The sequence below is a fragment of the Maribacter sp. ACAM166 genome (genome assembly GCF_005771495.1).
Taxonomy (GTDB): Bacteria; Bacteroidota; Bacteroidia; order Flavobacteriales; family Flavobacteriaceae; genus Maribacter.
Map to the genome: position 1 here is coordinate 38,569 of NZ_VAUW01000009.1, position 15,426 is coordinate 53,994.

10 protein-coding genes are annotated in these 15,426 nt (G+C 36.6%); all 10 read left to right on the forward strand.

The window, feature by feature from the left end:
* Nucleotides 1-138 precede the first annotated feature (138 nt).
* The 10 genes from ES765_RS08615 (at nucleotide 139) to ES765_RS08660 (ending at nucleotide 15,367) form a co-directional block, all read left to right on the forward strand.
* Entirely contained in the window at nucleotides 139-834 is a 696-nt protein-coding gene (locus ES765_RS08615; RefSeq protein ID WP_138113238.1) for a peptidase E, read from the forward strand.
* A 506-nt stretch (nucleotides 835-1,340) separates the two neighbouring features.
* The gene (locus tag ES765_RS08620; protein ID WP_212744222.1) at nucleotides 1,341-1,958 is read left to right on the forward strand and encodes a nuclear transport factor 2 family protein; all 618 of its coding nucleotides are present in this window, start codon (nucleotides 1,341-1,343) and stop codon (nucleotides 1,956-1,958) included.
* Nucleotides 1,959-2,344: 386 nt separating this feature from the next.
* Nucleotides 2,345-3,280, forward strand: coding sequence for a nuclear transport factor 2 family protein (locus ES765_RS08625; protein ID WP_138113240.1), 936 nt, complete (start codon nucleotides 2,345-2,347; stop codon nucleotides 3,278-3,280).
* 119 nt (nucleotides 3,281-3,399) lie between these two features.
* Nucleotides 3,400-3,807 carry a nuclear transport factor 2 family protein gene (locus ES765_RS08630; RefSeq protein ID WP_138113242.1) on the forward strand — a complete coding sequence of 136 codons (408 nt, stop codon included), beginning with the start codon at nucleotides 3,400-3,402 and terminating at the stop codon, nucleotides 3,805-3,807.
* A gap of 27 nt (nucleotides 3,808-3,834) precedes the next feature.
* Complete coding sequence (locus ES765_RS08635) at nucleotides 3,835-4,341, forward strand: RidA family protein (RefSeq protein WP_138113244.1); 507 nt, start codon at nucleotides 3,835-3,837, stop codon at nucleotides 4,339-4,341.
* Between the two features lie 235 nt (nucleotides 4,342-4,576).
* A complete protein-coding gene (locus ES765_RS08640) occupies nucleotides 4,577-5,614 on the forward strand; it encodes a methyltransferase (protein ID WP_138113246.1) in 1,038 nt (345 codons plus the stop codon).
* 140 nt (nucleotides 5,615-5,754) lie between these two features.
* The gene (locus tag ES765_RS08645) at nucleotides 5,755-7,071 is read left to right on the forward strand and encodes an APC family permease (RefSeq protein ID WP_138113248.1); all 1,317 of its coding nucleotides are present in this window, start codon (nucleotides 5,755-5,757) and stop codon (nucleotides 7,069-7,071) included.
* A 360-nt stretch (nucleotides 7,072-7,431) separates the two neighbouring features.
* A complete protein-coding gene (locus tag ES765_RS08650; RefSeq protein ID WP_138113250.1) occupies nucleotides 7,432-7,767 on the forward strand; it encodes a hypothetical protein in 336 nt (111 codons plus the stop codon).
* A 77-nt stretch (nucleotides 7,768-7,844) separates the two neighbouring features.
* On the forward strand, nucleotides 7,845-12,068 hold the full coding sequence (locus tag ES765_RS08655) for an ATP-binding protein (protein WP_138113252.1): 4,224 nt from the start codon (nucleotides 7,845-7,847) through the stop codon (nucleotides 12,066-12,068).
* Complete coding sequence (locus tag ES765_RS08660) at nucleotides 12,065-15,367, forward strand: ATP-binding protein (RefSeq protein ID WP_138113254.1); 3,303 nt, start codon at nucleotides 12,065-12,067, stop codon at nucleotides 15,365-15,367. Before ES765_RS08655 ends, ES765_RS08660 begins: the two co-directional genes overlap by 4 nt.
* Nucleotides 15,368-15,426 lie beyond the last annotated feature (59 nt).

Genomic DNA, 15,426 nt, shown 5'->3' on the forward strand with positions numbered 1-15,426 from the left:
ATGTAATTAGCAAGGCAGTCTAAATCCAAGTTTAAAATACGGCAACCTGAGGGGAGATGAAATAATTTAATTCGAAAACATCAAAAAATATGAGCTTTAAAGTGCCCGTATATTTTTAGAATGGATTAATTTGTCTTCATGAATAAACAACTTTTGATTTATGGTAGTGGAAGACATACCGTGCCCTTTTTAAAATATATGGCAGAAGCTACAGGTAAAATGAAGCCTAACCTTTGCTTTATACCTACTGCAAGTGGAGAAGACCAAAATTACATAGATTCGTTTTATGAGGTATGCTCGCAAATTAATGTGGTTCCACACGTAATGAGCGTTTGGATCAATTCATACGACCAAAAAGAATCGTTCGAAGAGATCATCAAAAGAATGGATGCTATTGTCATAGGTGGTGGAAACACCCTGAACATGTTAGCTATTTGGAGAGCACAAGGCATTGACGTTGCCCTTAAAAAAGCCTACGAGAATGGTGTAGTTATGGGTGGCGGAAGTGCTGGTTCATTATGCTGGTTCAATGGTGGCACTACAGATTCTAGACCTAAAGAGCTAAGCATCGTCGAAGGAATGAGTTTTATTGATAAGAGTCATTGTCCACATTACAACTCCGAGAAATCTAGAAGACCCTTGTACCATAAAAATATTCTTTCAAAAAAGCTTACTGATGGTTATGCCTGCGATGACCGTTCCGCCATCCATTTTATGAATGGAGAAGTTCATACCTCAATCTCGCTAGACCGTGAGAATCATTCTTACGAAGTGTATTTAAACAGCGATGGTACAATCCAAGAAGTACAACTGCCAACCACTACCCTATCCTAAAATCATAAATCCCCAACTAAGCCCCGAGACATTTTCAGGATTAATTATTTGATATCAAACGTGTCACCATAGTTAAATTAATTTAACGTATTTGAAATACCCTCTAATTTCAGCGCTGATGAAATTATCGTAGAATTGTTTCAAAAGAAAAAGAATAGCTTTTGGTGATGACCCTAAAAGACATGAACGAAAAGCTGCCAAACCAATAATTTTCACGTATCCATAGTTCACTTTTAGAAAGAGTGGTGAAAAAGTAATTCTTAATAGTAAAGAATTGTGAGAATTGATTAATCGCTTACCAACGAATTTACCCCTCTAATTATCCTATAAATTTTGGGTAATTCCATTCCACCTAAAAGCTTCGATAAATAAATGTAGGTATTCGGACAGTTTAAAATCTCATCCGTCCAAAACAGATTGTATTTCATTTAGATTATCAATTTCTTTAAAACAAAACTCAAAGTTGCCTATCAATAATTACTGCTAATCAATAAAACCGAGAAGTTTTGAAAAGATTAAAAATGACCATTCTTTTTGTCGTATTGGTATTTGCTGTTACAGTTAGTAAGGCTCAAGAAAACCCCGTGACTTTAGATTTCAACAATGCTAAGAACGCTTCCGAAACCCTTAAAAAATATGTAAAGGTGCTACAAAATGCCGGCAAGGCTCAAGTAACCACCGCGACTTTAGTTTTCAACAATGCTAAGACTGCTTCCGAAACCCTTAAAAAATATGTAAAAGCACTACAAAATGGCAATGCCGATGGTGTAGCCGCCCTGATGTCCAAAGACGCAATGGTTTATGGGCTTGGTGGTGGTTTAGATTCGTTAAATGCAACGCAACACAAAGCATATTGGACGAATAGCTTTGCCAACTACAATCATAATATTTCGAATGATCTGTATTTGCCTATAAAAGTTGAAAATAATTGGAACGAAGGGGAATGGTTGCTTACTTGGGGCGTAAACACCCTAACAAATATCAAAACTGGAAAAGTAACACCTGTACCTTACCATATTGCATCATTAGTAGTTGACGATAAAATTACGGCCATGCATTATTATTTAGACTATATCAGCTTATTAACGAAACAAGGGTATAAACTAACACCACCAGCTGAGTAATTTAAACCTACTATACCAGATATGAATAAATAATTTATACCATACAAAAATTAAATTTTATGCTAGCAGCATTGTATTTGTTACACGTTAGTCTTCTGCTACTATAAAATGATGAATGACAGCCCAATACTAGATAAAATATGATGTATAGCATTCTATGATAAGGCCAATCTTTATGGGCTATTTAAACGCCCTAACAAAATAGTATTTATTTGATTTTGAATATATAAACAACAGGCAGGCAGGTTTCGGATGAAGCCATTTTAACACTATATAAGTTTCAATTTTAGTGTTGTTGAAAAAAACCACTTATGTAATGTAAAATTTAAGTCTGCTTGTTTTTTTATCCAATGTAATAACCAATTTAATTAACTAAACAGAATACCATGAAAAAAACAATTTTAATGCTCGTTATGATGACATCGCTCATCACATTTGCTCAAAAGAAAAACGGAACAGTTTATATGGAACATCCGGCCATTGACGTAGCAGCAAATTTCACAACTGCTCTTGTAAGTGGAGATACCACCAAATTAGCCAGTTTATTATCTGATGATTTTAAAGCATATAATGGGGTTTCTACAAATCCTGATGTCAAAGGCACAGAAAAAGGACGGTTTATTAAAAACTCCTACCGTTGGTTTGATGAGCTGGATTATTTCTCCATATCTGATTCTCCGGGAGCATACCCCGATGCTATTGAGTACAAAAAAGATAATGAAAACGAGGAAGTATGGGTACAAACGTGGGAAATGCTAAAAGGAGTTCATAAAACTACGGGAGTAAAGCTTTCATCTCCTATACATCGTCTTATTGTAGTAACCAAAGACAATAAAATTAAGATGATTATTAACTATTTTAACGATAGTATATTTGATGAATTAGGTCAAAGTTTTTCTAACCGTACCAACGGAACCCTCTACAACCATCATGATAATATTAATACTGTACGAAAGGCTATGTATGCATTTGAAAACTCAGATTTAGACAAAGCTATAAGTTACTATAGTGAAGATGCAAGGTTTTATAATATAAATGACGATTTAAAGGTATCCGATTCTAAAGCTAATGTAAAAGCAATACGGCAAAAATTCTTAGACGCTTTTCAAATTAAATCTATAGAAATGATTGGCTATCCTGACTATTTAGAATATGAGATGGGTAATGGCAGATCAGTATTGTCTTGGTGGGATTTACATTTAATCAGAAAGGCTGACAAAAAAGAAATAGTACTATCAATGCACATGAATGACGATTTTGATGAAGATGGAAAAATTATTTCAGAGATGATTTATTTCAACAGAGCATTATTAGAAAAATAATACCAATGCCGTGAAGTATGTTATACTTCACGGCATTTTTCATAATATGTAGTCAACGGTAGAATTTAGTCTGACTATTTTTTAAACTAATTGAAAAGCCAAAGAAATTTTAAAAAAAAATGAAAACACTTAGTAATGTGACTACTGTAAACAATGTATACAACGCATTTGAAAAAGGTGATATCCCTACCGTTCTTGGATTATTAAATAAAAAGGTGATTTGGAATGAAGCAGAGGGTAATGCTCTAGCGGATGGCAATCCATACATAGGACCAGAAGCTGTATTAAATGGCGTCTTTGCACGGCTTGGGGAAGAACACGAATTCTTTAATCTCAAGGACATTGAACTTCATAATATGCACAACGACAAAGTGCTAGCAACCTTACGGTATGATGGCAAAAGAAAGAACAATGGTGCTCTATTCAATGCACAGGCAGCACACCTTTGGACATTGCAAGATGGAAAAGTAGTCGCCTTTCAGCAATATGTAGATACCAAGCAATTAGCAGATGCAGCGAATAAATAATCATGACCCTTTTCAATAGTAAAATAAATGAAAATAACAACTTTTTTAAAACTTGGAATTATTTTAGTTCTAATATCAATCATTGCCTTTGGATGTAACCAACAACAAAAAGCAAAAGAGACCGAAGCAATAGAAGTTAAATCCGAAATTCCCGAATATTTTCACCTGCGACCAGAAGTAGAGAAAGCTTATGGCTATTCACATGCCGTTAAAATAGGGAATGACATAAAAATATCAGGTGCAGTAAGTATGGACGATGAAGGGAATCCAACAGCGGTAGGTGATTTTGAACAACAGATGAAAAACTGCTATGCCGATTTGGAGAAAATCTTAAAACATTACGGATGCACCTTTGATGACGTTATTGTAGAAAATGTGTTTACCACCACTATGCCCAAGTTTTTGGAATTTGCTTCTTATAGAAATGAAATTTATACGAAACAATTTCCGACAGGGTCTTGGCTTGGTGTAAAAGAATTGGCATTGCCAGAATTTATGATTGAAATAGAATTGGATGTGTATAAAGCAGAATAAAAACAGGAACAAGTAATAGTTTTTAGTTGGGGCCATGATGCACAACCTTTTTTGAATTTGCACGCAACAATTACAAATGAAGAATAGCTGCATTGAAAGCCTGCCAATAATGGCGACTGGAACCACGAGGTAACACAAACGAAAATTAAAGATATTTCCAGATATTCATGAAATTTTCAATAATGATTATCCGCTTTTAACAGTAATTGCATTAAAAACTAAAAAATTATAAATCATGGAAGCAATTGTTAAAACACAAATTAATCCATCAAAAATTATGCAGATTGGTACGGGATTTATGGCTACGAAAACCTTACTGACCGCAGTCAACATGGAACTTTTTACCATCCTTTCAAAAAGAGAACTATCCGGAAAGGAAGTTCAAAACAGACTCGGACTCCATAATCGTAATCTCTATGACTTTTTAGATGCATTGGTCGCTTTGGGGTTTCTAAAAAGAAAGGGGCTGAAGGAATCGAGTAGCTATAGGAATGCAGAGGATACCGATTTGTTTCTTGATAAAAACAAACCAAGTTATATGGGCGGAATGTTAGAAATGTGTAATAACCGATTGTATTCCTTTTGGAACGATTTGGAAGTGGGCCTAAAAACCGGTCTACCACAAAATGAAGCTAAAAATGGAGGCAAACCTGTTTTTGAAGCAATATATGCTGATTCAAAAAAACTAAGGGAATTTGTCAGTGCAATGGGTGGAATTCAATTGGGGAATTTTATGGCATTTGCCAATCAATTCGACTTTTCAAATTACAAAACATTATGTGACATTGGTGGTGCTGGAGGTTTTCTTGCAGCACATGTGAGCCTTACTAACCAGCATATGAAATGCACTTCTTTTGATTTGCCCCCAGTTGAACCCATAGCAAAGGAAAACATTCGAAATATGGGTTTAACGGAAAAAGTGAACATCAGATCAGGTGATTTTTTTACCGATGATTTTCCGAAAGCAGATGTAATCACCATGGGCAATATATTACACGATTGGGGTAAAGAGGATAAAACAATGCTCATCAAAAAAGCATATGATGCTCTACCTAAAGGAGGGGCATTGGTCATCATTGAAAATATAATCGATGATGATAGAAGTGAAAATACTTTCGGACTGCTCATGTCTTTAAATATGCTTATTGAAACATCGGAAGGGTACGACTTCACCGCTTCAGATTTTAACGAATTGGCCAAAGAAGCTGGTTTTCAAGAAGTCTCTATCATCCCACTTTCGGGGCCAACAAGTGCTGCAATTGCCATTAAATAATGACAACACATAAATTATAAAATAGTACCAAGTCGATTTCAGTATTTTTTTTGTATTAGCTATTTACCAAACTGACCAACACTTGTAAGACCCGAAAGCTACTTTCGGGTCTTCTTTAATAAGAAATTCATAATCAGAAAGTGCAAGAAAAGAACGAACAGTTAAAAAGGAAAATTGGGGTTTTAGGCCTAAGCAGTAACCTAATTAATATTATGATTGGGGCCGGTATATTTGCGTTGCCCGCCATCGTTGCAGCCGGACTTGGAGCCGCCAGTATTTTTGCCTATTTATTTTGTGGACTTCTTATCGGCTTGGTAATGCTATGTTTTGCTGAGGTCGGAAGTAAGATAACTACTTCAGGTGGCGCATACACCTACATAACATCTTCCTTTGGACCGTATTTTGGCTTTCTAACAGCAGTCCTTTTTATTCTTTCTACATCTACTGGGGATGCGGCGATAGCAAATATCATGATAGATATCATTGGATCTATATTCCCATTTTTTAAATCTCAAACTGTAAAAATTTTAATTTTCTTTATCCTATTTGGAGTGTTGGGTTATATCAATGTCAAAGGGGTTAAAGAAGGAATGGCTTTGGTGAAAATCATAACCATTACCAAATTGGTTCCGCTCTTATTACTTGTGTTCTTTAGTTGGGGTGAAGTATCTTTTGACAATCTTGAAATACACGCCACCCCCTCCCTAACAGAATTTGGGAAAACATCACTTCTACTTTTCTTTGCGTTTGTGGGCGCAGAATCAGGTTTATCAATAAGCGGCGAAGTCAAAAATCCTAAAAAGAATATTCCAAAGGCGATATTCATAAGTATTGTAGGTGTTTTGATGCTTTACATGCTCCTACAAACAGTGTCTCAAGGGGTTCTTGGAGGTTTATTACCCACTTTAAAAGAAAACCCTTTGAGTGAAGTCGCAAAACAAGTTTTCGGCCCTATCGGGTTTACAATAATCGTTGTTGGGGCAGCTATTTCAATTTTCGGCACGTTGACCAGTGCGGTATTGAGTATGCCGAGAGTATTATTTCAAGCCTCAAAAGACAACGTGCTTCCGTTCAAATCCTTAGGTAAAATCCACAACAAATTTTCCACACCGTATATTGCAGTTATGGTCTATGCGGTAATGGGATTTCTTTTCGCATCATTTGGCGGGTTTCAACAATTGGCCGTTATTTCTAGTGCTACCATTTTACTAGTTTATTTAGGTGTCTCTCTTGCTGTAATTAAGCTCAGAAGAAACACCGGTGACCTAAACATTAAAACGGATGGATTCAAACTACCAGGGGGTTATTTAATTCCGATTTTATCGACCCTGACCATTCTTTGGTTATTATCACACCTTACCCAAAATGAAGTTTTCGGCTTCGGTATTTTTATTTTAGTATTAACAGTACTCTATTTCTTAAAAGATAAGTTTCGTGAAAAAATCAAACACAAGTGACGATGATAAACTCCAGAGACAGTCCCAAAAATAAACATCAATCTACAAAAAGTAGTTGGGTGTATTTTGAAAAATTTGTAGTACACCGTTTTATAAAACACCTAGACTACCCTAAAACTATTTCGTATAATTTAATTGTAAATCAGATGAGGTATTAAAGGTGAAATCTAGTAGTGATTTAGACCAAAGTTTCCCCAGCGGCCTTAAAGAATTATCGTATATTTTAAAATATTCATTATCAGCATAAAACTTCCCCTAAGATGCATCCTTACCATTTAAAAATTGCGTGTACGCTTAGTTCATATTGGACATTATTTCAATTTAGTAAAAGAATATAACCATCAAATTAAACCCATCTTCATGAGTAACTCAAGTAAAAATTGGTCCAAGCATGAACTGAAAATTTATCTATTATTACTTTGTGCACAAGCAGATTCTGTGCAGACAGAAGATGAGCTAGAAATAATAAAACACAAAACCAACAGCGACACCTTTGCCTCTATTTATCAAGAATTTAAAATGGATGATGAGGATACCAGCATAGAAAAAATAGAGACATCTATTGGTAGACTCGAATTTAGCCAGATGGAATTGGCCGATTTAAAGAAAGAATTCAATGAATTGTTCCATTCGGATAAGAAATTCTCTGCTGCCGAACACTATTTGGTTAAGATACTTGACAACATCTTGTACTAACCAAACCCTATGAACCTTGATTAAACTAACTATGTTATCAAGTATTTTTCACTTTAAACGAGTTTACCACTCAAATAATGAAACCATCAAAAAAAACTAAAAGACAGGTAATAGAGGTTTATAACAAATGGCTGCACAGCTACTTAAACGCTGATGTCACCACCTATGATTCCTATTTTGATGATGCGTATCACTTTATAGGCTCTACCCTAAACGAAGAGTTTTTAAATAGAGCTTCAACCACACAATTCTTTGCCGAAACGGCTGATCAACTTGCAGGTAAGTGTGATTTAAGGAATGAAACATTGACTATAGAGCAGTTTGGTGAACTCATATTCATCACCCACGTTTTTGATGCCTGGTTCAAAATTGAAAAGGACTGGAATTTTTATGGTAGGTTTAGGTTCTCTAGCACCCTTCAAGAAAAAACAGCAGGTTGGCGTTTTATCTACCAACATTTCTCGACACCCGATACAAGAGCTGAAGAAGGTGAAACCATAGCTTTCGAAAAAATTAATACCGAAAATCAAGAATTAAGGCATGCCGTTAAACGCCGTACTTTAGAACTCGAAGATAAAAACCGTGAGCTGGAAGTTGAAGGTGCCTTAGGACGTATACGTACGCAAGCTATTGCAATGAAACAGTCCAGCGACTTGCTAAATATTGTAGTGACCATGCGTAATGAATTCATAAAACTCGGTCACGAAGCTCATTATTTCTGGCACATGATGTGGTTGCCAAAAACCTATGAAAAGGCCATGACATCTGGCGATGGTTCCAAAATAGGTTTTGTAATGGAGTTACCAAGACATATTCATGGGGATATTCCACTATTGGCAAAATGGGAAAAAAGTAAGGAATCTACAGTGGTTTATGCGATGGATGCCGAAGAAGCCATTGACTATGTAGATAAAATGGTGAGTCTTGGAGATTTTAAAAACATAGACCCACAAGCCCCTACTAATGATGATATTAAACATATTGGCGGACTCACATTCATTATGGCACGTACTAGTCATGGCGAAATAGGCTATAGCTTACCCGGTGTTGTCAATAATTCACCAAAAGAGGATATTGAAATACTAATACAGTTTGCAAAAGCTTTTGACCTTGCACATCAACGTTTCTTAGATCTTCAAAAATCTGAAAAGCAAGCCAGAGAAGTTCAAATTGAACTATCTCTAGAAAAAGTAAGAAGCCGCACTATGGCTATGCAACATAGCGATGAACTTGCACAAACTTCATTTTTATTAGATAGTCAAGTACGAGGTTTAGGAATTAAAACTAGAGGATGTGCCTTTAATATTTATAATGTAAATGATTCTACAGAATGGTTTAGTTCAGAACAGGGTACTATGCCAACGTACCAAACACCTAGAGAAAATATTTTCCTAGACTATTATGAAATAGGCCAAAGTGGGCAAGTAATGCACATTCAGAATTTTGAAGGTGAAGACTGCGCCAAACATTATGAATATATGTGTAAACTCCCTGTAATGGGAGAGGCACTTAGAAAACTTGAAGATAGTAGCAGTTCTTTTCCTGCTAATCAAATAGATCATGTTATTTATTTTAAATACGGGTATTTACTTTTTATCACCTTAGAACCCGTCCCAGAAGCCCATGATATTTTTAAACGCTTTGCCAAAGTTTTCGAGCAAACTTACACACGTTTCTTAGATCTTCAAAAAGCAGAATCGCAAGCTAGAGAAGCTCAGATTGAAACTGCCTTAGAAAAAGTAAGAAGCCGAACAATGGCTATGCAAAAAGGGGAAGAACTCCAAGATGTTGTGGTTCTTCTGTATAAAGAACTTATTGCTCTTGGTGTTACCAACTTTGCTAGTTGTGGTTATGTAGAAATAAATGAAAAAACCAAAAGACAAGCAACTTGGGTTACCAATCCTGGTGGAGATTCTTTAGGTTTATTTCATCTACCGTTAACTGGAGATGTCCATTTTGATGCACGTTACGACGCATGGAAAAAACAACAACCGGTTTTCCACCAAACAGTAGCGGGAAAAGAGAGAAGAAAACATTTAGAATATGCCATTACCACATTTAATTCTAAGGAGGCTGAAGAAATGGTTAGAAACCAGTTTCCTGACCCTACTGTATTTTATTGTTTTAATTTTTCTCATGGCTATTTGCATCTAGTTTCTAGTTCTCAACTTACTCAAGACGAAGAGAACTTACTAGCTAGATTTACAAGAGTTTTTGAACAGACTTATGCCCGTTTCCTTGACCTACAAAAAGCAGAAGCACAAGCACGAGAAGCTCAAATAGAAAATGCTCTGGAAAAAGTACGCTCCCGTACCATGGCTATGCAACACAGTAATGAATTGCCAGAAGCTGCAAACGATCTCTTTTTACAAGTTCAAGCTTTAGGTATACCTGCATGGAGCGCTGGTTATTGTATTTGGGATAAAGACAAAAAGAATGCAACTGCCAACATGAGTAGCGAAGGTGTTGTTCAAAAGCCATTTGTTTTACCTATTGTTGGTGTGGGTTACGATTTTCAAAAACCGTTGCAAAATGGAGAGTCTTTTCATATTGATGAACTAGGCGGAGATGCTATCGTAAAGCATTACGAGTTTATGCGTACCCTTCCCATTTTTGGTGAAGTAATTGATGGTATTCTTGAAGCCGGTTTTCCTTTGCCTACATTCCAAATATTCCATATTGTATATTTTGATTACGGATATGTCATGTTTATAACCTATGAAACTGTACCAAAAGCGCATGATATTTTTAAGCGTTTCGGAAAAGTATTCGAACAAACCTACACGCGTTTTCTAGACCTGCAAAAAGCAGAAGCTCAAACAAAAGAAGCCCAAATTGAAGCAGCATTAGAAACTGTACGGTCGCGTTCCCTTTCCATGCAAAAACCAGATGAATTACAAGAAGTAGTTGCAGTAGTTTCTGAAAAGTTAAAGGACCTAGGTATTGTAATGGATGCTGGCGGAGTAATTATCTGTACTTATTTCAAAGATTCTAAAGATGTAATACACTGGATTGCATCACCAGATTATTCTCATTCAGGGAAATACCTTGTACCTTATTTTGATCATCAAATTTTTAGGGATACTTGGGAGTCAAAAAACAATGGGGACGAATGGTTTTCAAAATCCTATTCGGTTGAGGAAAAAAACAGCTTTTTTACACATTGTTTTGAGCATAGTGATTACAAACATTTTCCTGAGGAAATAAAAGAACTCGTTCTTAAAAAGAACCACCATACCCTTTCTTTTGCTTGGAACGAACATTCTGCAATTTTGGTGCCTTCTCATACCAAAGATTTGGTTCCTTCTCAAATGGAAAAGGAAATTCTTATTCGTTTCGCCAAAGTTTTTGAACAGGCATACATCCGCTTTATGGATTTGCAGGTGAAAGAAGAGCAATCAACAGCACTTCTTGAAGAAAAGCAACGACTAGAAAAAACTTTAAAAAATCTCCAAGAAACGCAAAAACAATTGATACAAGCCGAGAAAATGGCAAGCCTAGGAGAACTTACAGCTGGCATCGCCCATGAGATTCAAAACCCATTAAACTTTGTCAATAATTTCTCTGAAGTAAGTAATGAACTTATTGATGAAATGAATGAGGAACTAGATAAAGGGGATCTTGAAGAAGTGAAGGCTATTTCATTGGATATCAAACAAAACCTAGAAAAAATTAATCATCACGGTAAACGTGCTGAGGGTATTGTAAAAGGTATGTTGCAACATAGTAGAACAAGCACAGCAGAAAAAGAACCTACGGATATTAATAAGTTGGCAGATGAATATTTACGACTAGCATACCATGGATTACGGGCAAAAGATAAAAGTTTCAATGCCGAATTAATAACCGATTTTGATGAAAACATTGGGAAAGTAAACGTAATACCCCAGGATATGGGTCGGGTAATTCTCAATTTAATTACCAATGCTTTTTATGCGGTAAATGAGAAATCTAAATCTGGAATGGTAGGTTACCAGCCAACTGTGACGGTTTCTACCAAACGAACTCCCTTCCTAGGAGAGGTTGAGGGTGGTTCTCAACTTGTACAAATTTCTATTTCCGATAACGGTAACGGTATTCCTAAAGCAATCGTCGATAAAATATTCCAACCCTTTTTTACCACCAAACCAACAGGGCAAGGAACCGGATTAGGACTAAGCATGAGTTATGATATTGTGACCAAGGGGCATGGTGGGGAGCTTAAAGTAGAGACTAACCAGGGAGCAGGTACTACCTTTATAATAGACCTACCCATACAGAACAAAGTTCACGCTGACGCTATAAAAAAATCTCAAATATGAAATCATTAAATGTAGTAACAACCAAAGAAGTAAAAATGGCTTTGAATACTAGTTCCCAAGTGAACTTAAACGTATTAGGGATGTTTATTTCCGTACTTTCAATGCTATATTATAGTACGCCCGCGTACGCCCAAATCAACGCTAGTAAAGGCGTTCCTAGCTTTACGAACTATGTAATAGGTGATGACACCCCAGCAGGCCAGCAGGTTTGGAATGTAGGCCAGGACAAGGAGGGATTTATTTACACAGGAACTTCGACCGGTTTACAAAAATTTGACGGGGTAAACTGGAAAATACTAAGTTCTCCTTTACAAGACTATAATACTAATGTAAGAACAACCTACCTATCTTATGATGGTACGTATTATTATGGATCAATTAGCGATTTTGGAATCGTTTCCACAGATTCCTTCGGTACTTCTTTGCTTACATCCTTGATTGACTTGTTGCCCGAGGAAATTCCATTTAATGATATCTGGACGATTAGGGAGGTTAAGGGAAAAATCTACTTCCAATCCCGCGAAGCCATCTTTATTTATTCCCCGGACGCGGAAGACCAAGACCAATCAATTCGTATTTGGAAACCAGATACCGATTTTATGTATGCCTTCTCCCTAGATGATACCTACTATACCCATCAAATGGAACTTGGTTTATTTAGGGAGAATAATGGAAAATTAGACTTGATTCCAGGTAGTGAATTTTTTGGTCAAGATCGGGTACAAGTACTTCTTCCGTATAAAACTCCAGGGGAGTTTCTAGTGGGGGCCTTTGCAGGTGGTCTTTATCATTTTGACGGAGAAAATTTTAATCCATTTAAAACCGAAATTGACTCACTTCTACAAGCAAGAAGTTTATACAAAGCGTTGGCCTTACCAAATAAAACGTATGCAATCAGTGTTTTAGGAAGTGGTTTTTTTATCATTGATCAAGAGGGTAATGCGCTATCCCAGTATACTACCAAAAACTCTATCACAGACCAAAGCGTTTATGCCTTTTTCCTGGATAATACTCAAAATCTGTGGGTAGGCACAAATGCCGGACTTTCTAAAATAGAGCTTTTTTCGCCGGTTACTAGATTTGATTCTGACCAATATGAAGTTGGGAACGTGCTTTCTTTAAATGCCTACGGAGATGATTTATACATCGGTGGATCAACTTCGATACTTTATATTGATCAAGCGGATGGTGTAATCAAAAAAGTTAAAAATATCACCAATACCCAGGTTTTTGATTTACAACAAGATGAAAATCAGCTCATATCTTCAGGGCCAGGACTCTATGAGATACAAAAAGATCAAGCTAGATTGATCCCAGGGACAGAATCGTTTCAAACGGTTGAACTTTTAATCTCTAAAAAGTATCCGGGCTATGTTTTTATTGGCGGAGCCTTTGGCGCACACATGTTTAAGCGAACTGCAAATTCGTCTGGGGTCTATGAGTACGAATCTATCGGCCCTATACCTGGAGTTACTAAGTCAATCTATACCATTGTTGAAAACAATTTGGGCGAAATCTGGATGGGTACACAGGCCGGCGCTATGTACAGAGTTCAAATTCCAAAAACGGCTTCAGGAAACCTAGATATTTCAAATACTTTAGTTAAAGAGTACAACGATAAAGATGGCATAAAAGGACTCTCTGGAACTGCGGTAGTAATTGGAGGAAAAGTGTATACCTCTGGCATCGAAGGCTTTTTTTACTTTGATATTTCGTCCGAATCCTTTAAAAAGGATACCATATTCAGTTTTTCCGACGAAATCGCTGATATCAATCTGGACACTTACGGGCTGGGTGGCAATCAATTTGGAGATGTTACGCTTGACTTTAAAGGAGAAAAAAGATTGGCCAAACTGCAACCTGATGGTAGCTATATCTTGCAAGAGTATCCCTTCAATTTAATTACCGCCAGCTTTTCAAATTCAGGTTATACAGAACCTAGCGGTGTTTTTTGGTTTGGCACAGATGAGGGATTATTGCGATTAGACCCGAACATGGCCTACAAAACCGACTACCCTACACCCTTGTATTTCAACGCCGTTAATTCCGGAGATGAGCTCATGACCTTACCAGAATTCCATGGAGATACTGTTCCTGAGCTATTGTATAAAAACAATAACATCAGCTTTACCTATGTATCCCCATTTTTCGTCAAGGAAAATAGGATGCAATACCAAACCTTTTTAGAAGGTCTTGATGAAGATTGGGGTGATTGGGAGAGTAAGACTTCTCGCGAATTCACTAGTCTCCCTTTTGGCACGTATACCTTTATAGTCAAGGCAAAAAACACTTTTGGTACCATCTCTGAAGAAATCGCTTACGCTTTTGAGGTACTACCTCCATGGTATGCCACATGGTGGGCCTATATTTTATATTTGTTAGGTTTAGGCCTCATAATTTATGGATTGGTTAAAATACAGACTAAAAGCATACTTGCCAGGGAGAAAGCGAAGAATCAAGATAAGGAACTGGCTCAGGCCAAAGAAATTGAAAAGGCTTATACCTCGCTTAAAGAAACCCAAAGCCAATTGATTCAATCTGAAAAGATGGCAAGTCTTGGGGAACTTACAGCTGGTATAGCGCACGAGATTCAAAACCCATTAAACTTCGTTAATAATTTTGCTGAAGTAAACTCTGAGCTTATTGAAGAAATGAAGGAAGAACTAAACAACGGGAATTTACAAGAAGTACAAAGTCTCGCTGATGATATTAATGAAAACGAGAAAAAAATAATATTTCATGGCAAGCGTGCCGATTCTATTGTAAAAGGGATGCTCCAACACAGCCAAAACAGCAATGGAAAAAAAGAACCAACCAACATCAATTTGCTAGCTGACGAATATTTAAGATTGGCTTATCATGGCTTACGTGCCAAGGACAAAGAATTTAATGCGGATATGGAAACTGATTTTGATGACAGCATTAAAACGATCACTATCATCCCTCAGGATATCGGTCGTGTAGTTTTAAACTTGGTAACCAATGCTTTTTATGCCGTCAATGAGAAAGCTATCGCTGCCAAAGCTTCAGGAGATACAACCTACAAACCCATAGTATCGTTAGCGACAAAAAAGAAAAAGAACAGCGTCGAAATTACGGTCTCAGATAATGGAAACGGAATTCCAAATAAAATTGCAGATAAAATATTCCAACCCTTTTTTACGACCAAACCTACCGGACAAGGAACCGGATTAGGACTAAGCATGAGTTATGATATTGTGAAAGCGCATGGCGGAGAATTGGAGGTAGAAAGTAAAAAAGGAATCGGTACAAAATTTTTGATCCTAATACCCGCATAGAAATTTGGAATTATAATAGTTAGCTTAACTTTTTATCTTTTTTTTTAAAAAAATAATAC